Annotated in this window: 16 protein-coding genes; 14 read left to right on the forward strand and 2 right to left on the reverse strand. The window is 74.1% G+C overall.

The window, feature by feature from the left end; genetic code table 11:
• The first annotated feature begins 75 nt into the window (after window positions 1-75).
• The 8 genes from OG618_RS27960 (at window position 76) to OG618_RS27995 (ending at window position 10,247) form a co-directional block, all read left to right on the forward strand.
• On the forward strand, window positions 76-2,838 hold the full coding sequence (locus OG618_RS27960; RefSeq protein ID WP_329492316.1) for a SpoIIE family protein phosphatase: 2,763 nt from the start codon (window positions 76-78) through the stop codon (window positions 2,836-2,838).
• Between the two features lie 291 nt (window positions 2,839-3,129).
• Window positions 3,130-3,813 carry a Tat pathway signal sequence domain protein gene (locus OG618_RS27965; RefSeq protein ID WP_329490305.1) on the forward strand — a complete coding sequence of 228 codons (684 nt, stop codon included), beginning with the start codon at window positions 3,130-3,132 and terminating at the stop codon, window positions 3,811-3,813.
• A 487-nt stretch (window positions 3,814-4,300) separates the two neighbouring features.
• On the forward strand, window positions 4,301-5,743 hold the full coding sequence (locus OG618_RS27970) for an MFS transporter (RefSeq protein WP_329490306.1): 1,443 nt from the start codon (window positions 4,301-4,303) through the stop codon (window positions 5,741-5,743).
• Between the two features lie 156 nt (window positions 5,744-5,899).
• The gene (locus OG618_RS27975; RefSeq protein WP_329490307.1) at window positions 5,900-6,199 is read left to right on the forward strand and encodes a hypothetical protein; all 300 of its coding nucleotides are present in this window, start codon (window positions 5,900-5,902) and stop codon (window positions 6,197-6,199) included.
• Window positions 6,196-7,134 (forward strand): acyl-ACP desaturase, encoded by a 939-nt coding sequence (locus OG618_RS27980; RefSeq protein ID WP_329490308.1) that lies wholly within the window; start codon window positions 6,196-6,198, stop codon window positions 7,132-7,134. The genes OG618_RS27975 and OG618_RS27980 overlap by 4 nt, the downstream gene beginning before the upstream one ends.
• Before the next feature lie 257 nt (window positions 7,135-7,391).
• Complete coding sequence (locus tag OG618_RS27985) at window positions 7,392-7,787, forward strand: acyl-CoA thioesterase (protein ID WP_329490309.1); 396 nt, start codon at window positions 7,392-7,394, stop codon at window positions 7,785-7,787.
• Window positions 7,788-7,868: 81 nt separating this feature from the next.
• Window positions 7,869-9,467 carry an AMP-binding protein gene (locus tag OG618_RS27990; protein ID WP_329490310.1) on the forward strand — a complete coding sequence of 533 codons (1,599 nt, stop codon included), beginning with the start codon at window positions 7,869-7,871 and terminating at the stop codon, window positions 9,465-9,467.
• A 111-nt stretch (window positions 9,468-9,578) separates the two neighbouring features.
• A complete protein-coding gene (locus tag OG618_RS27995) occupies window positions 9,579-10,247 on the forward strand; it encodes an enoyl-CoA hydratase/isomerase family protein (protein ID WP_329490311.1) in 669 nt (222 codons plus the stop codon).
• Between the two features lie 102 nt (window positions 10,248-10,349).
• On the opposite strand, the gene OG618_RS28000 is transcribed toward OG618_RS27995, so the two are convergent.
• Window positions 10,350-10,676, reverse strand: coding sequence for a hypothetical protein (locus OG618_RS28000; protein WP_329490312.1), 327 nt, complete (start codon window positions 10,674-10,676; stop codon window positions 10,350-10,352).
• A gap of 653 nt (window positions 10,677-11,329) precedes the next feature.
• Between OG618_RS28000 and OG618_RS28005 the strand changes: the two genes are divergently transcribed.
• The 3 genes from OG618_RS28005 to OG618_RS28015 all read left to right on the forward strand — a co-directional run bounded on the left by OG618_RS28005 (window position 11,330) and on the right by OG618_RS28015 (window position 17,341).
• Complete coding sequence (locus OG618_RS28005) at window positions 11,330-12,355, forward strand: hypothetical protein (RefSeq protein WP_329490313.1); 1,026 nt, start codon at window positions 11,330-11,332, stop codon at window positions 12,353-12,355.
• Between the two features lie 121 nt (window positions 12,356-12,476).
• A complete protein-coding gene (locus tag OG618_RS28010; protein ID WP_442906876.1) occupies window positions 12,477-14,387 on the forward strand; it encodes an HSP90 family protein in 1,911 nt (636 codons plus the stop codon).
• Between the two features lie 2 nt (window positions 14,388-14,389).
• A complete protein-coding gene (locus tag OG618_RS28015; RefSeq protein ID WP_329490315.1) occupies window positions 14,390-17,341 on the forward strand; it encodes a hypothetical protein in 2,952 nt (983 codons plus the stop codon).
• Window positions 17,342-17,399: 58 nt separating this feature from the next.
• Here the strand turns inward: OG618_RS28015 and OG618_RS28020 are convergent, their stop codons facing one another.
• Window positions 17,400-18,602, reverse strand: coding sequence for a carbohydrate-binding protein (locus tag OG618_RS28020; RefSeq protein WP_442906960.1), 1,203 nt, complete (start codon window positions 18,600-18,602; stop codon window positions 17,400-17,402).
• A gap of 391 nt (window positions 18,603-18,993) precedes the next feature.
• On the opposite strand from OG618_RS28020, the gene OG618_RS28025 reads away from it, so the two are divergent.
• The 3 genes from OG618_RS28025 to OG618_RS28035 all read left to right on the forward strand — a co-directional run bounded on the left by OG618_RS28025 (window position 18,994) and on the right by OG618_RS28035 (window position 21,234).
• Complete coding sequence (locus OG618_RS28025) at window positions 18,994-19,167, forward strand: S26 family signal peptidase (RefSeq protein WP_329490317.1); 174 nt, start codon at window positions 18,994-18,996, stop codon at window positions 19,165-19,167.
• A 106-nt stretch (window positions 19,168-19,273) separates the two neighbouring features.
• Complete coding sequence (locus OG618_RS28030) at window positions 19,274-20,593, forward strand: sensor histidine kinase (RefSeq protein ID WP_329490318.1); 1,320 nt, start codon at window positions 19,274-19,276, stop codon at window positions 20,591-20,593.
• Window positions 20,578-21,234, forward strand: coding sequence for a response regulator transcription factor (locus OG618_RS28035; protein ID WP_329490319.1), 657 nt, complete (start codon window positions 20,578-20,580; stop codon window positions 21,232-21,234). The genes OG618_RS28030 and OG618_RS28035 overlap by 16 nt, the downstream gene beginning before the upstream one ends.
• The last annotated feature ends 39 nt before the right edge of the window (window positions 21,235-21,273 follow it).

Here is a 21,273-nt window from a genome sequence, read left to right on the forward strand (position 1 = left end):
GACGGTAGGAATCCAAGGAGCAAGACGGCGGATACGGCCTGGCGGAAAAATGCCGGTGCGGTGTTAGAAATGAGCATGGTCGAACACGCCGACCGATCGCGGATCGTATTCAGAAAGCCACTGATCGCGAGAAACCGACGGAGCGTAGCCGCTCAGGTCTTCGCTCTGGAACTCGTGGTCGTGGTGCTCCTCGTGCTCGGGGCGATCCTGGCGCAGGTCCTCGAGTCACGGCGGAGCAGCGATTCCGAGGCGAAGAACAGGTCGGTCGCGGTCGCGGAAACCTTCGCGCATTCCCCTGGTTTGCTCGCCGCGCTCAAGTCGCCCAATCCGTCAGCGATTCTCCAGCCGATCACCGAGGCAACCCGCAAGGTGTCCGGCGTCGACTTCATCGTCGTCATGAACGACCAGGGAATCCGCTACACACACCCGATGCCGGACCGGATCGGCCAGCGGTTCGTCGGCACCATCGGCCCCTCCCTGGCCGGCCAGATCTATACCGAGAGTGTGCACGGTCCGCTCGGCCACGAGGTCCAGGCGATCGTGCCGGTCACCGCTCCGGACGGATCGGTCGCAGGGCTGGTGTCGGCCGGGCTCAAGGTCCAGAACGTCACCGCCGCCGACAACCGGCAACTGCCGCTGATCCTCGGCACCGGGGCAGCCGCCGTCATGGTCGCCACTGCCGGTACCGCGCTGATCGCCCGCCGGGTGAGGCGCCAGACCCGCGGCATGGACCCGGGCGAGCTGGCCCGGATGTACGAGCACCACGACGCCGTCCTGCACGCGGTCCGGGAGGGCGTGGTCATCGTCGGACACGGCGGGCAGCTGCTGCTGGCCAACGACGAGGCGCGCGAACTGCTGGGCCTGCCCGACCACGTCGAGGGTCGGCACCTGGGCGACATCGAAGGCCTCACCCCGGAGACTGCCGACTTGCTGTTGTCAGGCCGGGCGGTTACCGACGAACTGCTCCGCGTCGGGGGCCGGCTCGTCGTGGTCAACCAGCGGCCGACCGACCCGCACAGCCTCGCCATGGGGACGGTCGCGACCATCCGGGACTCCACGGAGCTGCTCGCCCTCTCCGGCAAGGCCGAGATGGCCGGCCGGCGTCTGGCCCTGCTGTACGAGGCCGGCGTCGGCATCGGGACCACGCTCGACGTCGAGCGCACCGCCGAGGAGCTGGCCCGGGTCGCGGTGCCCGGCTTCGCGGACTTCGTCACCGTGGACCTCGCGGACCCGGTGCTGCAGGGCGACGAGCCCACCGGTGGCGCCGTCAACCTGCGCCGGACCGCCGTCCACGGCATCCGCGACGACCACCCGTTCTACCCGTGCGGCCGGCTGACCGCCTTCATCCCGTCCTCCCCGATGGCCCGCGGCTTCGACAGCGGCCGCTCGCAGGTCGTCCCCGATCTGGCGGTCGCGCACGGCTGGCAGGCCCAGGACCCGGAGTGGACCGGGCACATCCTGGACTACGGCGTGCACACGCTGATCACCACCCCGTTGAAGGCCCGCGGCATCATCCTGGGCGTCGTCAACTTCTGGCGGTCGCGGAAGCCCGAGCCGTTCGACGACGACGACCGCTCATTGGCCGAGGAACTGGTCGCGCGGGCCGCCGTCAGCATCGACAACGCCCGCCGTTACACGCGCGAGCACGCCATGGCCGTGACCCTGCAGCGCAGTTTGCTGCCGCGCGTCCTGCCCGGCCAGAGCGCGCTGGAGGTCGCCCACCGTTACCTGCCCGCGCAGTCCGGCGTGAGCGGCGACTGGTTCGACGTGATCCCGCTGCCCGGCAGCCGGGTGGCCATGGTGGTGGGCGACGTGGTCGGCCACGGGCTGCACGCCGCCGCCACCATGGGCCGGCTACGCACCGCCGTGCACAACTTCTCCGCCCTCGACCTGGCGCCCGACGAGTTGCTCGGCCACCTCGACGAGCTGGTCAACCGGATTGACCAGGAGGAGGCCGACGCTGGCACCGGCACCGGCACCGGCACCGGCACCGGCACCGGCACCGGCGTCACCGGTGCCACCTGCCTGTACGCGATCTACGACCCGACTTCCCGGCTCTGCACCATCGCGACCGCTGGCCATCTGCCGCCTGCGCTGGTCGATCCCGACGGCGAGGTCGTCTTCCCGGACCTGCCGACCGGACCGCCGCTCGGCGCGGGCGGGATGCCCTACGAGACCGCCCAGGTGCGGCTGGCCGAGGGCACCCAGATCGTGCTGTACACCGACGGCCTGATCGAGGAGCGCACCCGGGACCTCGACGTCGGCATGGACCTGCTGCGCCTGGCGCTGTCGCAGCGCGACCGGGGGCCGGAGGAGAACTGCCGGGCGGTGCTGGAAGCGCTGCTACCGGAGCACCCGCAGGACGACGTGGCACTGCTGATCGCCAGGACCGGGGTACTCGGCCCGGAGCGGGTCGTCGAGCGCGACGTGCCGTCCGATCCGGCCGCCGTTGCCGACATCCGGGAATGGAGCACGGCGACGCTGGAGGAATGGGGCCTGGGCGAGCTGTCCTTCGCCACCGAGCTCGCCCTGAGCGAGCTGGTCACCAACGCCATCCGCTACGGCTCGGAGCCGGTGCGGGTTCGACTGTTGCGCGACCGCAGCCTGATCCTGGAGGTCTCCGACGGGAGCAACACCTCTCCGCGCCTGACGTACGCGGCGAGCACCGACGAGGGCGGCCGGGGCCTGTTCCTGGTGGCCCAGCTCACCGAGCGCTGGGGTACCCGCTACACGCCTCACGGCAAGATCATCTGGGCCGAACAGGCCTTCCCCGCCTCCGTCCATGCCGTGACCCCGCAACGCCCCGACGAGACCCAGCACGTCGCCTCCAGAGCTTGACGGCGTGGCGGTCACACCCCGATGAACCGGGATCATGGCGTCGCCGGTGCGGGACCCCCGACCGCCTCCCGCGTGCGGTCACCCGCGTGGACGGTACGTCACACCGCCGCGGGTCCGGCTGCCGATCCTCGCTCCGGTTCTTGCTGACGAAAAGTCAGCACGTTCGGTGCAGTGCCTTGACGGTGCACGGACACCGCTCTACAACGTAGTCAGCTCCCCGAATCCCCCACCGACGGGGAGCCACGAAAGTTCACCTTCTCGATTCCCCCTCACCGAGGAAGAGGCTTTCCCATGCGCCTTCACCGTCCTGTCCCGCTCCTCGCCGCCGCCCTCGCCGCCACCGCGGCGTTCGCGCTGGGCGCCGTCCCCGCGTCGGCGGCGCCCGGCTCCGTCACCGCCACCGCGGTGCTGACCGCCGGCGGCGGCGCCGTCGCGGCGGGCGACACGCTCGCCGCGCCGCTCGCCGCGAACACCCGCGCCACCTTCTACTCGACCGCGACCAGCACGATCGGGGTCACCTGTGCCACCTCCCAGCTCGCCGCCAAGGTGCTGAGCAACCCGGCGGCCCCCGGTACGGCGACGGAGTCCCTCACCGGGCTGACCTTCGGCTCCTGCACCAGCAACGTCACCGGGGTCACCTCGGTCCGGAGCCTGACCGTCGGCAACTTCCCGCACGTCATCGCCGTCGACGACGGCCCGGGGCTGCCGATCACCCTCACCTCGGGGACCGCCGGGCCGATCCAGGCCACCGCCGTGCTCAACAGCTGGTTCGGCACCCTCACCTGCAGCTACCAGCTCAGCGGTGCGTTCACCGGCGCCGCGGACAACGCCGGCCACAGCATGGCGTTCCGCACCGAGCACTTCGCCAAGAGCGGCGGCTCCTCGCTCTGCCCGGCCGACGGCTACTTCTCGGCCACCTACGGCCCGGTCACCGACACCAGCCAGGCCGGCAGCCCGGCGGTCGTCGTCAACTGATCCGGCGCGAAGCGAGCGGCCCCGCGGGCGTGCCCGCGAGGCCGCTGCCCTGCCGGTCGGCGTCGTGGCTGGTGGGCGGGGTGAAGCCGCCCTGACGGGAGGTCAGGGGCGTTCCCCCGACCGCTGTCCGCTGGTCGGGAGGGGATTGACACTGGCGGGTAACAACGAGCAATCTGATCAGGCCCACCGGCGTGTGCGGGGGGTCGAGTGCGGTCTGTGCCGTTGCCGGACGCGGCGTGCGCGACGGATCGTGGCGTCGCGCGCTCGGCTCACATGCGGGGGGAATGCCAGTTCCGCGTGCCCGTACACGCTCCTGGGGTGTGCGGTGGGGGCGTGCCGGTGAGGCGCCCCCGTGGGGGAGAGACGCGGGCGGGGGCCGGCGGCTCGACGGCGGTGTGCGGACCGGTCCGGGAGGACGGGCCGCTGCGGCGCGGTGCCCCGACGGCGCACCGACCGCCCGATCCCGTCGCCCAGGAAGGACGCCCGCATGGCCGAATCGCCCGTCGCACCCGTCAAGGGCCCCGCCGTCGTGGCCGGCCCGGCCGCCGGGCCGCCGCTCGGGCCGGTGCTGCTCTGCTGCCTGGGAGCCTTCGTGGCCTTCCTGGACAGCACCATCGTGAACGTGGCGTTCCCCAACATCGCCAAGACCTTCTCCGGCTCCGACCTGCCGACCCTCTCCTGGGTGCTCAACGGCTACAACGTGGTGATCGCGGCCTTCCTGATGCCGGCCGGCCGGGCCGCCGACCGGCTCGGCTGCCGCCGGTCGTTCGCGGTCGGCCTCTCGCTCTTCACCCTGGCCTCGGTGGTCTGCGGGCTCGCCGGGTCGGCGACGGTGCTGATCGCGGCGCGGCTGGTGCAGGCGGTGGGCGCGGCGATCCTGGTGCCGACCTCGCTCGCGCTGCTGATGCCGATGTTCCCGATGGCCCGGCGGCTGATCGCGATCACCATCTGGGGCGCGGCGGCGGCGCTGGCCGCCGGCATCGGCCCCGGTCTCGGCGGGCTGCTGGCCGAGCACTGGTCGTGGCGGGCGGTCTTCCTGGTGAACATCCCGATCGGGGTGGCGGCCGTCTGGGCCTCCCGCTCGCTCACCGAGCAGCGCGAGCGCGGCGGTCCGACCCCGGACGTGCTGGGCGCGGCGCTGCTCGGCGGCGCGCTCGGCCTGCTCGCCCTGGGCCTGGTCAAGGGCCCGGACTGGGAGTGGACGAGCCCCGGCACCCTCGGAGCGCTGGCCGGTGGCGCGCTGCTGGCGGTGGCGGCGGTGCTGCGCAGCGCCCGCCACCCCGCCCCGGTCATCGCGCTGGACCTGCTCCGCTCGCGCAGCGCCATCGGCGGCAACCTCGGCTCGATGCTGTTCTCGGTGACCTTCTACATGGTCATCCTCAACAACATCCTGTTCCTGACCGGACACTGGCACTGGTCGCTGATCACGGCCGGACTCGCCACCACGCCGCCGCCGATCGCCACCGCGCTGGTCGCCCGCCCGGCGAGCCGGTTCGCGGAGCGGTTCGGGGACCGCCCGGTGGTGATCGCCGGTTGCCTGATCTACGCCTGCGGCACGCTGCTGCTGCTCTGGGGCGGCGGCCGGGGGCCCGACTTCCTCACCCACTGGCTGCCCGGGGCGGTGGTGATGGGCACCGGGGCCGGACTGGTCTGGCCGGTGCTGGGCGCGGTCGCGCTGGCCGGGGTCGAACCGGCCCGGCTGGCCACCGCGAGTGCGGCGAACGCGGCCTTCCGTCAGCTCGGCGCCGTCCTCGGGACGGCCCTCGCGGTCTCCGTGGTGACCGCCTCGGCGGCCGACGCGCTCGGCGCCGCGCGTGACACCTGGTACCTGGCGATCGGGTTCGCGCTCGCCGTCGCCCTGCTCGCCGCGGTGACGATCCGCCGGATCCCGGCGGTCGACGCGCCTGCCGATCTACCGGGCCTCCGGTGATTTCGGCCGAATTCCCCGACCAATACCGCGACTCGACCCCCGGTTCCGACCGGGGGTCCAGCGGTGTTTGTGCGAAGTAGATCTGACGATGGATCAACTTTCGTGTAACAGGCATCACTTGGCCTGCACAATCGCCAACTTGTATGATTCTGAGCCATGGTGACGCCCGAAGTTGAGTCCTACATCCGGCAGAAATTCGGCGAGCACGCCGGCCTCGCCGACGAGGAAGTCTTCGCCGACGACGTGACGCTGGCCGATGTGATCGGCCGGAGTCCCAAAATGACCAACAGCATTGACCTGATGGAAGCCTTCGCCCGGACCGCCAACGGTCTCCGCAAGGACTACGGCGTGCGGGTGCGGCTGCCCGCGCTGCCCCTCGACACCGCGACCCCGGTGGTGCTGAAGGTGTTCCTGGAGGAGTTCGAGAAGCAGAAGGCGAAGGAGGCGGCCGCATGAGCGTCATCGAGACGGAGCCGGTGATCCGGAAGGCGGTCGTCCCCGCCGAGCCGCCGGCCATCATCACCGACCTCTGGGACGCGGTGACGGTGCGCGGGATGTCCCTCGTCGACGTGACCTGGGAGCAGCAGCGGCTGCACGAGTCGCGCCGGTGGAGCGTCGTCGAGATGCTGTCCGCCGTCGACCTGGACAGCCTCACCCCGCTCGACCGCAACCTGGTGTGGAACGCCGGCCGGGCCGAGCTGACCACCAAGCCGGGCGCCGACCGCCTGGAGCGGCAGGCCGAGGCCGAGGTGCGCCGCTGGGAGAAGACCAACCCGGCGCTCGCGGCGGTCATGGAGGCGTGCGGCACCTGGAGCCGCTACTGGAACGAGGAGGAGGCCCACCACGAGACGGTCTTCAACCGGCTGGCGGACGTCAGCGGGATGGAGCCGATCGACGACGAGACCTTCCTCGCGTTCCGCAAGGTCTTCCCGGACGACGACATGCTGCGCACCCTGGTGCTGCTCGCGATCTCCGAGATCACCGCCGCCGTCAACTACGGCCAGTGCCAGCACGTGATCCAGGACGAGGGCCTGCGCCGGATCTTCAAGCAGGTCGCGGCCGACGAGATCCAGCACCGCAACTACTTCGTGTCGTTCGCGAAGGCCCTGGTGGACAGCGGCGAGTACCACGCCAAGGACGCCTTCGCGGTGGCCCACCTCTTCCTCCGCGAGGACGGCGAACTCCTGGGCAGCGCCCGGGACCAGAAGGAGGACCGGGGGACCCACGTCAACTGGTGGGACCACCTGGACACCGCCGAGACCGGCTACCGGCCCGAGGCGATGGAGAAGAAGGAGCAGCTGGTCTGCGGCGCTCTGAAGAAGATCACCGGGATCGAGGTGCACTCCCGGGAGGAGGTCGAGGACACCTGGATGGACCTCCTCGACAGCTGACGCCGGGCCCCGCGGCCCCGGCCGGCGCCCCGCGGTGAACGCGCGGGGCGCCGGCCCGGCGGCCGGGCACCCGGGGGCCCGGGCAGGACACCCCGCCCGGGCGACTCCCGGTACCACGGCTCCCGGTACCACGGCTCCCGCTGCTACGGCTCCCGGTACAGCGGCTCCCGGTACACCGGCTCCCGGCTCCTCGGCCGGGGCCCTTCGGCACGATCGAAAACGGACGGTCCGACGTGTTCTTCGGCGAATCACGCCTCATGCTCCCGGTGCGCCCCAACGACCTCGACGCGCTGGGGCACGTCAACAACGCGGTCGCGCTGGAGTACCTGGAGGCCGGGCGGTGGGACTGGCTCGGCCGGCAGGGGCTCGTGCACGGCGACCGGCTGATCGCGGTGGTCGCCCGCACCGAGATCGACTACCTGGCGGAGATCCCGCGCGGCCGGGTCGAGGTGCGGACCGAGCTCGTCTCCCCCTCGGAGGAGGAGTGGGACGAGGAGGGCCTGACCTTCCGGGCCCGGTTCCGGCAGCGGATCCACCTTCCGGAGGCCGACCGGCCGGCGGTGGACGCGCTGGTGACGGTGGCCTTCCTGGACGCGGAGCAGCGCTGCCTGGTCTCCCTCCAGGACTTCCTGGCCGCCTCCACACCGGCCTGACGACCCGTCGGGACACCGCCGCTCCGGAACGCGGCGGCCGAACCATGAACGAGCGGCAACTGAACGAGTAGGAGGGGTCCGGTGCTCGAACACATCCAGCGCAACCAGGAGTGCCCGCCCGAGCGGGGGCTCCACCTGTACGAGAAGTACGGCGATCCGGCGGAGTTCACGCCGTACCGGGACTTCCCCGAGCGGATCGCCGCCAGTGCGGACTTCTTCCGGGAGCAGGGGATCGGACCGGGGACCAGGGTGGTCTTCCCGTTCGAGACCTCCGTTCCGGTGATCTTCGCGTTCCTGGCGCTGATGGAGATCGGCGCGGTGCCGCTCTCCGTCAAGCCCTTCGTGCTGAACACGCCGAGGGAGGGCTACCAGGAGTTCCTGGCCCGGGTCGCGGCGGACTTCGGCGCCGCCCGGATCCTCGGCGTCCCCACGCTGGCCGCCGTCGACCTGCCGGTCGAGGCGCTGCCGCTGCCGCCGGCGGGCCTGCGCCGGGCCGGCGCCCGGCTGCGGACGCCCGGGGACGACGAACTGGCCTTCGTGCAGTTCTCCTCCGGGTCGACCTCCTTCCCCAAGGGCGTCCCGGTGACCCACGGCCGGCTCCGGGCCAACCTGGCCATGATCACCCGGACCGACGGCCGCGAGCCCGAGGAGCGGGTCAGCAGCTGGCTGCCGCTCTACCACGACATGGGACTGGTCGGCGGCATGCTGTCCTGCTTCACCGTCGGCTGCGACCTGCTGCTCGCCGAGCCGGTGACCTTCCTGTTCGACGCGCGCGGCTGGTGGGAGCACATGGGCCGGGAGCGGGCCATCGGCACCGTCATCCCGAACTTCGCCGTCGACTACTCGCTCAAGCTGATGCAGGACCTCGACCCGGAGGAGATCGCCGAACTCGACCTCTCCGGGATGCGGTCGATCTACCTCGGCAGCGAGCCGATCAACCTGCCGAACCTGGAGGCGTTCCTCGACCTGATGGCGCCCGCCGGTCTGCGGCGCGACGTCTTCATGCCCTGCTACGGCATGGCCGAGGCCGTCCTGCTGGTGGCCAGCCGACCGGTGGGCGGCGAGATCCGGGTGGTGACCTCACCGTCCGGCGTCCCGGCGATCTCGGTCGGCCGGCCGATGGCGGAGTTCGCCGTCCGGCTGCGCGGCGAGGACGGGCGGGTCTGCGGCGAGCACGAGCTGGGCGAGATCGAGCTGGCCGGCGGCAGCCTCGCCGAGGCCTACTTCGACCGCCCCGGGTCGATCGAGGGACCGGACGGCTACTACGCCACCGGGGACATCGGCTTCCTGGACGCCGGGGAGCTGTTCATCACCGGCCGGATCAGCGACCGGATCAAGGTGGGCGGGCGCAGCCTGTTCGCCGCCGACTTCGAGCAGGCGGTCGAGCAGCTCCCGTTCGTCCGCGAGGGCCGCACCGCGGTGGCGCAGATCGGCACCGACATCGTGGTCCTGACCGAGGTGGACCGCGAGGCCCGGGACGACGTGCCGGACAGCCGGGCGCGGATCGTCGAGCACCTGGTGCGGGCGATCGGCGTCACCGTGCGGGCGGAGGACGTGCACTACCTGAAGCCCGGACAGCTGCCGCGCACCAGCAGCGGCAAGCTCCAGCGGCGCGCGATCGTGGCCGCGTACGAGCAGGGGCAGCTCGAAGGGCTGACGCTGGCCGGGCCCGGGAGCTGACCGGGCGGCCGGACCGGGTGGCCGCCCGCCGGCGGCCACCCGGTCCGGTGCGGCCGTCGGAGCCCCGCCCGCACCCGCGGGCGGGGACGCCACTACGCGAAGGAGCGACGCATGCCGAAGCTGGAGCAGGACGGCGAGGTCTTCGTCCTGCGGCTCGACCCCGACGACGAGAACCTCTTCCACCCCGACCGACTCTCCGCTCTGGAGGCGGCGTTCGACGAGGTGGAGGGCGCGCAGGGACCGCGCGCGCTGGTCACGGTGGGCAGCGGCAAGTACTGGTCGAACGGTCTGGACCTGGCCTGGCTGCTCGACCACGGCGACCAGTACGCCGGCTACCTGGACCGGGTGCACGCGCTGCTCGCCCGGACGCTGGCCTCGCCGGTGGTCACCGTCGCGGCGCTCAACGGGCACACCTTCGCGGCCGGGGCGATGTGGGCGCTGGCCCACGACGTCCGGGTGATGCGGGCCGACCGGGGGTACTTCTGCCTGCCGGAGGTGGATCTCGACCTGCCCTTCCAGCGCGGCATGTCGGATCTGATCCGGGCCCGGCTGGCGCCGGGGACGGCCCACGAGGCGATGACCACCGGACGCCGCTACGGCGGCGGCGAGGCGCTCGCGGCCGGGATCGTCGACGAGGTCGCGGACCTCGACGCGCTGCTCGGGACCGCGGTCGAGCGGGCCCGCGCGCTGGCCGGCAAGACCCGGCCGGTCCGGGGGCAGATCAAGGAGATGCTGTACTCCGAGACGCTCGCCTCGCTCCGCACGCCGACGGTGGCCTGAGCGCGTGAGCGCGTGACAGGTGGCCGGGCGGCCGGCCCCCGTGTGCGCGGGGTGCCGGTGCCCCGGGCCCGGGCTCGGGGCCGGTCGGCCCGGGGCCCGGGCTCAGCGGTACGTCGGCTGCTCGTGCAGGCCGAGCGCCAGCCAGGAGTCGGCCTCGCAGTGCCGTAGCAGCCAGCCTGCCAACGGGCCCTGTGGATGGGACAGTTCCACGCAGGCAGCGCGCAGCCCGGCCTCGGCGGCCAGCAGGCCGGGGGCCGAGACGAACGCCACCGCGTCCAGGGCTCCCGGCGCCGTCCGGATCCGGGCGTGGTCGAGCCGGGCCGGCTCCCGGAGCACGCGCTCCAGTGCGTCCCGCACGGTCGCCGCCGCCACCGGTCGGACGGGCGGGGGGCCACCCGCCGTCTCCAGCCGGACGCGAATCACGTACATCTACGACAGCGTGACTGATCGACAGTTCCCGTGGTCCGAAGCGCCGGTGGCACACTTCTGACTGGCAGCAACATGTCACCGTCGTACGGCGACAACTCCGTTGCGCCCGTGTTCCGTTGCCGTGGTCGCGCGGCAGGTCGGACCGGCTCCCTTCACCGTTCACGCACCGGACCGCCATGCTCGTCCGCAGGAGCGGGTCCAACTCGTCTCGGACACGCCATTGCCGAGGCGCGGGCCTCCGCGCCCGGCGGCCCGCCGCCCCCGCGGGTCATGGAGCCCGGCCGGGTCGTGGCGCAGCAGCCCCTGGAGCGCGGGACGCGGATGCGCACCGTCGAGCAGGAGCGCGTCCGCACCAACCCGACGACCGTGCAGGACGCGCGCCGGCTGCGCGCACCGTGCCACCGCGCCGGATCGCCGGTCCTCGAACGGTCCCGTCGGCCGGTGCCCGGGCTCCGGGCACCGGCCGGCCCGCCGCGCCCCGCGCGCGATGCTGCGTCCACATACCAGGCAGGGGTATGCCGCCACGGTCGTGACCTGGGCTTCGAGGTCGGCCCGGCGGACGGGATGTCGTCCGCCCGTGATATGTACTGCGTCTGGGGCGGCCAGTGCGCAGCCGTACGAAAGAAGCCGATGCTGTTCGAGGGGGCCACACCATGTCGTTCTTCCGACGCCGTTCCGGCGAGGGCGCTGCCGCGGGCGGGGCCGACGGCCGCCGGGGGTTCGGCTTCGCCCGTCGCCCCGCCGCGCGCCCGGCGGCGGTGCCGGCGCTCGACCCGGCCCACGGTGACGAGGAGTTGCGGCTGATGCTGGCCCAGGCGGCCGCGGGGGACTGGGCGTCGCTGCGCCCGGCGCTGGCCGCCGTCACGGACGGGGCCGAACTCACCTGGCTGCTGGTGGCGCTCTCCGACGTCGCCGGGGTGGAGGAGTGGACGGCCCGGGCCGTCGCCGACCGGCCCGAGGACACGCCGGCGCTGCTGCTCTCCGGCGCCCGGCACGTCTCCTGGGCGTGGGAGGCGCGCACCGGTGCGCGAGCCCAGTACGTCACCGAGGAGCAGTGGCGGCTGTTCCACGAGCGGCTGGACACCGCCGAGGAGCAGCTGTTCGAGGTGGCCGAGCGGGAGCCCCGGTGGCTCGCCCCCTGGTACTTCCTGCAGATCAGCGGCCGCGGCGCCTCGCTCGGCCCGGACGTCGCCCGGTACCGGTTCGAGGCCGCGCTGCGCCGCGACCCCGGCCACCTCGGCTCGCACAAGCAGCGCCTCCAGCAGCTCTGCGCCAAGTGGGGCGGCTCGCACGAGGAGATGCACGCCTTCGCCCGCGCCGCGATGCTGGCCGCTCCCGAGGGCAGTCCGCTGGGTGAACTGGTCGCGCTCGCGCACCTGGAGCACTGGCTGGACCTCCCGGACGGCGAGGACCACGCCTACCTCACCGGGCCCGCCGTCCTGGCCTCGCTCCAGGAGGCGCTGCGGCGGTCCGTGCTGCACGCCGACTACCCGCGCCCGCGCGGCTGGCAGGCCGCCTTCAACACCTTCGCGATGGCCTTCTCGCTGGCCGACCAGCCGAGGACGGCGCACCTCCTGTTCGAGGCGCTCGACGGCGCCGTCACCGAGTCCCCGTGGAACTACCTGTCCGGCGACCCCGCCGAGATCTTCCGCGCCCACCGGGACCGCTGCGCCCGCTAGCCCACCGGCCCGGCCCACCGGTCCGGCCCACCGGTCCGGCCCGACAGCCCGACCCGCCGGTCCGGTCCAGCCGCCCGGCCGGGCCGCGCCCCGGCGCCCCGCCCCTCCCGCCCCACACCCGATGCGATCGAAAGAGCCTGCGGTGTCCCCTTCCGAGAACCCGACGAGCGCGCACACCTTCCAGGTGGACCTGCGCGGCCTGGTGGACCTGCTCTCCCACCACCTCTACTCCAGCCCCCGGGTCTACCTGCGCGAGCTGCTGCAGAACGCGGTCGACGCGATCTCCGCCCGCCAGGCGCTCGACCCGGCCTCGCCGGCCCGGATCACCGTCCACGCCGACCAGGACCTCACCGTCACCGACACGGGGATCGGGCTCACCGAGGCCGACGTCCACACCTTCCTCGCCACCATCGGCCGCAGCTCCAAGCGCGACGCCGACGGCCGCCTCGACGGCGCCGGCCTGGCCCGCGCCCGCGGGGACTTCATCGGCCAGTTCGGCATCGGGCTGCTGGCCTGCTTCGTGGTCGCCGACGAGATCACCGTCGTCACCCGCTCCGCCGCCACCCCGGACGCGCCGGTCATCGAATGGCGCGGCGGCTCCGACGGCCGCTACACCATCCGCACCCTGCCGCCGGAGGCCAAGCCCGAGCCAGGCACCACCGTCCGGCTGGCGCCGCGCGCCGACGCCGCCGAGTGGACCCGCTCCGACCGCGTCCTGGCGCTCGCCCGGGACTTCGGCGGCCTGCTGCGCCACGAGGTGACGGTGGTCGACGGCCGCGGCACCGCCACCCGGGTCAACCGCACCCCGCCGTGGGCCGAGCGGCACGGCTCCCCGCTGGCCCGCCGCGAGGCGCTGGCCACCTACTGCCGCACCACCTTCGACTTCACCCCGCTGGACACCATCGAGCTGGACCTGCCGTTGGTCGGCCTGCGCGGCGTCGCCTACGTCCTGCCGGACGCGGTGCCGCCGTCCCGCCGCTCCGGCCACCGGGTCCACCTCAAGGGCATGCTGCTGTCCGAGCAGGCCGACGAACTCCTGCCCGACTGGGCGTTCTTCGTCCGCTGCGTGGTCGACACCGACAGCCTGCGCCCCACCGCCTCGCGCGAGGGCCTGTACGCGGACGAGACGCTCGCCGCCGTCCGGGACGCCCTCGGCGCGCGCATCCGGGACTGGCTCACCGGGCTCTCCGCCAGCGATCCGGCCCTGCTGCACCGCTTCATCTCGGTGCACCACCTCGCCGTCAAGGAACTCGCGCGCTACGACGACGAGTTGCTGCGGATGCTGCTGCCCTGGCTGCCGTTCGAGACGACCGACGGCAATGTCACCCTGGACGAGTTCGCCCGCGCCCACCCGGTCGTCCTGGTGACGCGCACGGTCGAGGAGTTCCGCCAGGTCGCCCCGATCGCGGCCGCGGCCGGCCTCGGCGTGGTCAACGGCGGCTACACCTACGACCGGGACCTCGTCCACCGGCTGCCCGAGATCCGCCCCGGCACGTCGGTGGCCGACCTCGACCCGGGCACCGTCACCGCCCACCTGGACACCGTCGACCCGGCGGCCGAGCTGGCCGCGGCGGCGTTCCTCACCGTCGCCCGCGAGGTGGTCGGCCGGTTCGACTGCGACGTCGCGCTGCGCAGCTTCCACCCGACCAGCGCGCCCGCGCTGCTGCTGGACAACCGGGAGGCGCGGCACGAGCGCACCCGCGCCCAGCTCGCGGACGAGGCCGACGGCCTGTGGGCCGACATCCTCGGCTCGCTGCGCGCCGAGGCGCCGCGCGCCCAACTGGTGCTGAACCACCTCAACCCGCTGGTGCGCCGGGCCGCCTCGATCGGTGACCGCGAACTGACCGTCACCGCCGTCGAGGCGCTGTACGGGCAGGCCGTGCTGCTCACCCGCCGCCCGCTGAAGTCCAGCGAGAGCGCCCTGCTCAACCGGTCGTTCATCAGCCTGCTCGACCACGCGATGCTCGGCCACGAGTCGGCCGGTCGCGCAGCCGCCGACCGTGACGCCGCCGACCCGCAGAAGGAGTCCTGACCGTGGACGTACTGGACAGCGTCGACGCGGTGATGGCCGCGCTGCGCGAGAACGACGCCCGCCCGTACGGCCGGCTGCGGACCGTGACGGCGGAGGAACTGGTCGACGCCGCCGAGCAGTTCGACGACACCGCGGTCCGGGCGATGGCGCTGCTCGAACTGATGGAGGCCTACGAGTACGACGGCGAGCGGAGCAAGACCCCGGTGGTCTTCGCCCGGGTGCTGAAGCTCTGGGACACCGACCGCGACGGCTTCGGCGAGTGGGCCGGCCAGCAGGTGTTCTGGCGGTTCAAGTGGGTGGCCACCGCGCTGCTCGGCACCCCCGACGTCCCGCTGGACGCGGTGCGCCGCTGGCAGACCGAGATGCGCGACCGCTACCGCGCCGCCGGCCACGGCCTCCAGCCGTACTACGCGCAGCGGTACCACCTGGCCGCGCACACCGGGATCGACACCGAGCAGGCCTTCGAGCTGTGGGCGGCCCGGCCGCGCAGCGAACTGAGCGACTGCCGGGCCTGCGAGATCCGCGCCCAGGCGGGCCACCACGTGCGGTCCGGGGACGACCGGCGGGCGCTGGACGCCTGGCGGCCGGTCTTCGAGGGCGAGAGCACCTGCGCCGAGGAGCCCTACCTCAGCCACGCCTACGCGCTGCTGCCGCTGCTGCGCGAGGGCCGGCTGGACGACGCGCGCTCCAGCCACCTGGTCGGCTACCGGTTCGCCCGCGGCAAGTCCGGGATGGCCCGGGCGGTCGGCCTGCACGTGGAGTTCTGCGCGCTGTCCGGGAACGAGCCGCGCGGCCTGGAGATCCTGGCCGAGAACCGCGACCTGTTCGGCGTCACCGGGGACCAGGCCGGCCGGCTCGACTTCCTGACCGGCGTCGAGGTGCTGATCGCCGGGCTGGCCCGGGGCGGCCACGGCGGGCTCGCCGTCAGCGGACCGCCCGGCGCCGCCTGGACGGTGGACTCGCTCCTCGCCCACCTGCGCACCGAGGCGGACGCGCTGGCAGCCCGCTTCGACGCCCGCAACGGCACCGACGCGGTCGGCGCGCGCCGGCGGGCCCGGCTGGAGCGGCGCCCGCTGCTCGCCGAGCCGCTCGCGCTCGGGGTGCGGGCCGCGAGCGCCCCGGAGCTGTCAGCCGCGCCGGCCACCCCGGCGGCGCCGCCGCGGGCCGCCGAGCCGGAGCCGGCGGACTTCGCCGACCTGGTCGTCCGGGCCCGCGAGCTGCACCTGCTGGGCCACCCGGACGGGGACCGCCTCTGGGAGCGGGTCGCCGAGCGCTTCGGCGCCGCGGACTACCGGCACACCGAGGGCACGGCGGCCGGCAGCGCCGCCCGGCTGCGGGCCGAACTCGCCGAGCAGCGGGCCCATGCCGCGATCGAGCGGGACGACTGGACGGGCGGCCGGGCGGCGCTGCTGGAGGCGGCCGACCTCTTCGAGCGGGCGGGGCTGGCCGGGCGTGCCCTGGTGGTCCGCACCCGGGCCCTGGTGGTCGAACTCGGCGACGTCGAGGGCGCGACCTCCGACTGGCCCGCCCTGGACGCGGCGCTGGCCGAGGCCGAGGCGCTGCTCGCCGCGCCGCCGGCTGCGGACGCGGCAGCCGCCGGGCCGGCCATCACGACCGACGACTACCTGATCGTGCTGCAGTGCCGGGCCTTCGCGGCCCACCACGACCTCGTCCGGGCGCTGCCCGAGCCCCCGGCCGGGACGCTGGAGCGCTTCGAGGACGCCGTCGCCGTGTACCGGCGGGAGAGCACCGAGCGGGGCTCGCTCCGGCGCACGGCCACCGCCCGCCAGTACGGCGCCGATGTGGCCGCCCGGCAGGGCCGGATGGCCGAGGCTGTGGCCGAACTGCGCGGCGCCCTGGAGCAGTTGGACGCAGCCGAACTGCCCTGGCACACGCCGCGGGTGCTCGGTCTGCTCGGCCAGGTGCTGCTGCAGAACGGCGAGCGGGCCGAGGCCGTCGAGGTCTTCCACCGGGCGCTGGCCGAGGCCACCCGCTGGGCGGACGACTCGTACCCGTTCGGGGCGACGTACATGATGCTCGGCCACGCCTGCGCCCACCTCGGGGACAACGGCGCGGCCGTCCGGGCGCTCTCGCAGGCCGCCGCGCGCTTCGACCGCAAGGGTCCGGCGGGCGCCGAGGAGGCCGCCCAGGTGCGGCTCCAGCTCGCCGACCTGCTGCGGGACGCGGGCCGGGCGGCCGACGCGGTCGCCGTTCTGGAGTCGGTGCTGCTCGACCCGGCCGCGCCCGACCTGGACGAGCGGATGCTCGCGCAGGCCCGGCTGGACCTCGCGCGCGGACTGTTCGCGCTGGAGGAGTTCCGCGACTCGGCGGAGGAGTACCTGCGGCTCGCCGACGAGGTGGCCGGCTGGGAGGAGCAGCACACCCACACCGTGGTCGCCGGCGAGGCCGTCCTCGCGCTGGCCGAGGCGGGCCGCTGGGAGGCCGCCCGGACGGCCCGCGAGCGGGCCCTCGCCTCGCACGCGAAGGCGCCGAGGCCGGACCAGATCGCCGGCATGCTCCGGGATCTCGCCCGGATCACCATGCAGCGGCAGGGCCCCGAGGGGCTGGCCGAGGCGCTGGAGCGGCTGGCCGAGGCGGACGCCGTCCGGGAGGCCGCCGAGCGCGACGGCGAGCCGCACACCCCCTGGTACCTGCGCGGCGCCGTCCACTACGAACGGGCCCGGGTGTACGCGGTGGCCGGGCGGCACGAGGAGGCACTGGCCGAGGCCGAGTCGGCGGTCACCGCCTACGAGGCGGGCGGGGAGCCGGCCGAGACGCCGCGCGCCGAGGCCGTCCGGCTGGCCGGGCTGATCGAGGGCACCGACCTTGGCCGGACGGAGCAGGCCCGGGCCCGTCTCGCCGCCGCCGCCGAGCGCTGCCGGGGCTTCGGACTGCACGAGGCGGCGGGCATCCTGACCGGCCTGCGCGAGCGGATCGGCGCGCAGGAGCGGTGAGGTGACGGTGGGCCCGCCACCGCCGGGAGCGGCGGCGGGCCCACCGGGCGGCCCCGCGTCAGCAGGGGCCGTCGTCGGACCAGACGCCCCACTGTCCACTGGCCGACGGGTTCTCGTTCAGCGTCCACCACTTGGCGTGGTACTTGTGGCCGCTGTAGGACACCTTGCTGCCGTTGGTGTACGTCGTGGTGGCGCTCCAGGCCGGGTCGGCGCAGGCCCCCGGCGGGTTGCTGGTCGGGGGCGTGGTCGGGGGCGTGGTCGGCGGCGTCGAGGTCGGCGGGGTGGTGGGCGGCGTGGCGCCGGCGAACCGCACGGTGAACTTGGTGAAGTCCCAGTCGCTCTGCGCCACGCTGGAGCACGACCCGGACAGCCCCGGGTCGACCGTGCCCGGGCACTGGCGGTCGCGGTTGACGGACCAGTAGGTGTACCGGGCCAGCTTGTGGGCGAGGGCGAAGTCCAGCACGGTCTGGAAGTCCGCCTGCCGGAAGTACTCGGCGGCGTCCGTGCGCCCGTTCATCAGCGAGACGCCCTCGTGCGCGTAGGCCTGGGCCTCGGTCCAGCCGAAGGTGGTCCGGAGGATCCCGTTGAAGGCGACCAGGGCGGCGGTCTGGGCGGCCGCGCCGTTGAAGCCGCCGTCGAACGGCATGATCGAGTAGTTGTCGGGGGTGAAGCCCTGCGCCTTCGCCTCGTTGAGCATCTGCTGCCCGAACCACCCGGTGCCCGCCCCGGTCCCGGCGGTGGTGATCGAGATGTAGAGCCCGGGGTTGTTCTGCTGGAGGATCCGGGCCGCGCCGATCTCGTTGTGGATGGCCGCCGTGTTCTCGTACTCCGGCTCCTCCAGGTCGAAGTCGATCGCCTTCAGCTGGTACTTGGTGATCACCTTCTGGTAGCCGGCGGCGGTGGCCTCCGGGGTTCCGCAGCCCTGGCCGAGCTTGTTGCCGCCGTAGCCGCCGACCGAGACCGAGACGTCCCCGCCCTTGGCCCGGATGGTCTGGATCACCGCTGGCATGGTGGTGTCGGTGTCGATCGAGGAGGTGCCGCCCCAGGCCGGGGAACAGCCGCCCTTGTCCAGGATGAACGCCAGCTGGAACGCCTTCTGGCCGGTCGCGTCCATCACCGCCGCGGCGTCCGGCGGGCTGTTGTCCTCGGGCATCAGGTAGGGCGCCGAGGCGTACCAGTTGCTGCCGATCCCGGCGGCCGGGGCGGTGACGTCGGCCGCGGCGGCGCCGCCGCCGGCCAGCGCGGCCGCGGCGCCGGCCACCAGGCCGAGCACCCCGGCCACCGCCACCGCGGCCCGGCGGGCCCGGGGCGTGCGGTGCGAGGGCCGGTCCCGCGGTCCGGTCGGTGGGGTGAACTGCTGTGGGGGAAGAGCGCGTTCCATCGGGAACCTCTCCAGGAAACGGCGGGGGAAGGCCCGCCCGCGTCGACGTGGGGGAGACGCGGTGGGCGCGACAGCCGTGCCACGGGGGGAGCGTGCGGACGGCCTCCACTGGTATAGACCTGCCCGGAAACCGCCGTCAACCAATGGGACGGTCAAGCCTTCGGCCGGCCCCCGGGGGTGCTCTCCGGTCTGTCGGTCACGTTTCCCGACACGAGATCTCGTCCGTAAGCGCGAGGCCGCGCCGTCCGGCAATCGCAGCCTGGAGGAACGAATGCCCGCGGAGCACGCGCACGCGTCCGCGGCCGGCACCACCGTCGTGCCCGGCGGCCAGGTGGTCCTGCTCGGCGACAACCCCGCCTTCAGCACCGACTCCCGCCTCTGGGGCGCCGTCCCGGCCACCAGCATCGTCGGCGTGGTCCTCGACGGCGTCCCCCTGCGCGGCTGACGGGCCCCGGGGCCGTGTCAGGTGGGCGGTTCGGGGGCCCGGGCGGGAGTGTGGGGGCGGAAGGGCAGGTCGGGGCGGGTGCGGGGTGGTCGGTTAGGGTGGCCGGATGGGGGCGGACCGGGGGGTGGCGGAGGGGCGGCAGGCCGTCGCGGTCCTGGCGGCCCTGCGGGCGCGCCCGCTGCGTTTCCCGTTCACCTCCACCCCGTGGCGTTGCTGGGGGCACGTGCTCGGGGGTGCGGTGTTCGGGCCGCTGCTGCTGGCCCTGCTCGCCGCCCTGCTGCTGATCGGCACCGGGCTGTCCGTCGTCGGGGTCGGCCTGGTGGTCCTGCTGGGCGTCGCGCTCGCCGGGATCCCGGTCGGCGCGCTGGAGCGTCGCCGGCTGCGGCTGGTGGAGCCGGCGCCCGTGCCCGACCCGCACCGCGCGCTGCCCGGGGTCGGCCGACGGGCCCGGCTGCGGACCAGGCTGCGTGAGCGCGCCACCTGGCGCGAGCTCGGCTACACCGCCCTGTTCGCCCTGGTCCTGAGCGTCGTCGACCTGGCCTTCACGGCCCTGCTGGTGTTCTGCGGCGCGCTGGTCGTCAGCCCGCTGGTGGTCTGGGCGCTGGCCCCCGAGACCGTGATGCTGATCCCCGGCCGGGCCGTCCCCGGTCCCGCCGCCGCCCTCCCCGCGACCGCCGTCGGACTGGGCGGCCTGCTGCTCTGCGGGTACGCGGGCGCGCTGCTGACCGCCGGCCGGGTCCGGCTGGTCCGGTCCCTGCTCGGCCCCCGGCCGGAGGGCCTCGGTCGGCAGGTCCTCGAACTCACCCGCTCGCGGGCCCGCCTGGTCGACGCCTTCGAGGCCGAACGCCGGCGGATCGAACGCGATCTGCACGACGGCGCCCAGCAACAGCTCGTCGCCCTCAGCATGACCCTCGGGCTGGCCGCGTACGAGCTGCGCGGGCGGGCGGACGACGACCCGGCGCTCGCGCTGGTCGACCGGGCGCGCGGCGAGGCCCGGCAGGCGCTCGAACAGCTGCGGGACCTCGTCCGGGGCATCCACCCGCAGGTGCTCACCGACCACGGGCTGGCCGCCGCCGTCGCCGAGGTCGCGCTGCGCCACCCGGTCCCGGTCGCGGTGGACATCGACCTGCCGGACCGGCTGCCCGGACCGGTCGAGACGACGGCCTACTTCACCGTCACCGAGGCGCTCACCAACGCGGCCAAGCACAGTGGCGCCACCGCGGTCACCGTCCACGGCCGGGTCGACGACGGCCGGTTGGTGCTCCAGGTGACGGACGACGGCCGCGGCGGGGCCGACCCGGCCGCCGGGGCGGGGCTGCAGGGCCTCGCCGACCGGATCGCGATTCTGAGAGGGAGGCTGATGGTGACCAGTCCGATCGGCGGGCCGACGCGGCTCCGGGTGGAGGTGCCGTGCTCCGGATCGTGATCGCCGAGGACGCGGTGCTGCTCCGGGCCGGGCTGGTCGAGCTGCTGGCCCGTGGCGGCCACCAGGTGGTGGCCGCCGTCGGCGACGCGGCCGCGCTGGCCGCCGCCGTGGACGCGGACCGCCCCGACCTCGTGCTCACCGACGTCCGGATGCCGCCGGACTTCCACGACGAGGGCCTGCGGGCCGCCCTGGAGCTGCGCGAACGCCACCCGGGCCTGCCCGTGCTGGTGCTCTCCCAGTACGTGGCCACCCCGTACGCCACCCGGCTGCTCGGCGCCGCGGGCGCGCAGCCCGCCGGGCTCGGCTACCTGCTGAAGGACCGGGTCGGCGAGGTGGCGGACTTCCTGGACGCGCTGCGCCGGGTGGCGGCCGGTCAGACGGTGATCGATCCCGAGGTGGTCCGGGTCCTGCTCCGCCAGCAGGCGGCGGACCGGCCACTGGCCCGGCTGACCCCGCGCGAGCGGGAGGTGCTGGCGCTGATGGCGGAGGGGCTGAACAACCAGACCGTCGCGGGGCGGCTGGGCATCACCGAGGCCTCGGTGGTCAAGCACTGCGGGAACATCTTCATGAAGCTCGACCTCGACCCGGCGGAGGGCAACCGCCGGGTGCTGGCGGTGCTGGCGCACCTGCGGGGGGAGTAGGCCCGGGGCGGGCCCCCCGGAAGCGGGCGCGGACCCGCC

The organism is Kitasatospora sp. NBC_01246 (genome assembly GCF_036226505.1).
Classification (GTDB): Bacteria; Actinomycetota; Actinomycetes; order Streptomycetales; family Streptomycetaceae; genus Kitasatospora.

Bases quoted from the DNA above. Each gene is read 5' to 3' on its own strand.
- OG618_RS28030 (WP_329490318.1), top strand. From the start codon at position 19,274: ATGGGGGCGGACCGGGGGGTGGCGGAGGGGCGGCAGGCCGTCGCGGTC.
- OG618_RS27980 (WP_329490308.1), top strand. From the start codon at position 6,196: ATGAGCGTCATCGAGACGGAGCCGGTGATCCGGAAGGCGGTCGTCCCC.
- OG618_RS27975 (WP_329490307.1), top strand. From the start codon at position 5,900: ATGGTGACGCCCGAAGTTGAGTCCTACATCCGGCAGAAATTCGGCGAG.
- OG618_RS28005 (WP_329490313.1), top strand. From the start codon at position 11,330: ATGTCGTTCTTCCGACGCCGTTCCGGCGAGGGCGCTGCCGCGGGCGGG.
- OG618_RS28010 (WP_442906876.1), top strand. From the start codon at position 12,477: ATGCGATCGAAAGAGCCTGCGGTGTCCCCTTCCGAGAACCCGACGAGC.
- OG618_RS28000 (WP_329490312.1), bottom strand. From the start codon at position 10,676: ATGTACGTGATTCGCGTCCGGCTGGAGACGGCGGGTGGCCCCCCGCCC.
- OG618_RS28025 (WP_329490317.1), top strand. From the start codon at position 18,994: ATGCCCGCGGAGCACGCGCACGCGTCCGCGGCCGGCACCACCGTCGTG.
- OG618_RS27960 (WP_329492316.1), top strand. From the start codon at position 76: ATGGTCGAACACGCCGACCGATCGCGGATCGTATTCAGAAAGCCACTG.
- OG618_RS27970 (WP_329490306.1), top strand. From the start codon at position 4,301: ATGGCCGAATCGCCCGTCGCACCCGTCAAGGGCCCCGCCGTCGTGGCC.
- OG618_RS27985 (WP_329490309.1), top strand. From the start codon at position 7,392: ATGCTCCCGGTGCGCCCCAACGACCTCGACGCGCTGGGGCACGTCAAC.
- OG618_RS27995 (WP_329490311.1), top strand. From the start codon at position 9,579: ATGCCGAAGCTGGAGCAGGACGGCGAGGTCTTCGTCCTGCGGCTCGAC.
- OG618_RS27965 (WP_329490305.1), top strand. From the start codon at position 3,130: ATGCGCCTTCACCGTCCTGTCCCGCTCCTCGCCGCCGCCCTCGCCGCC.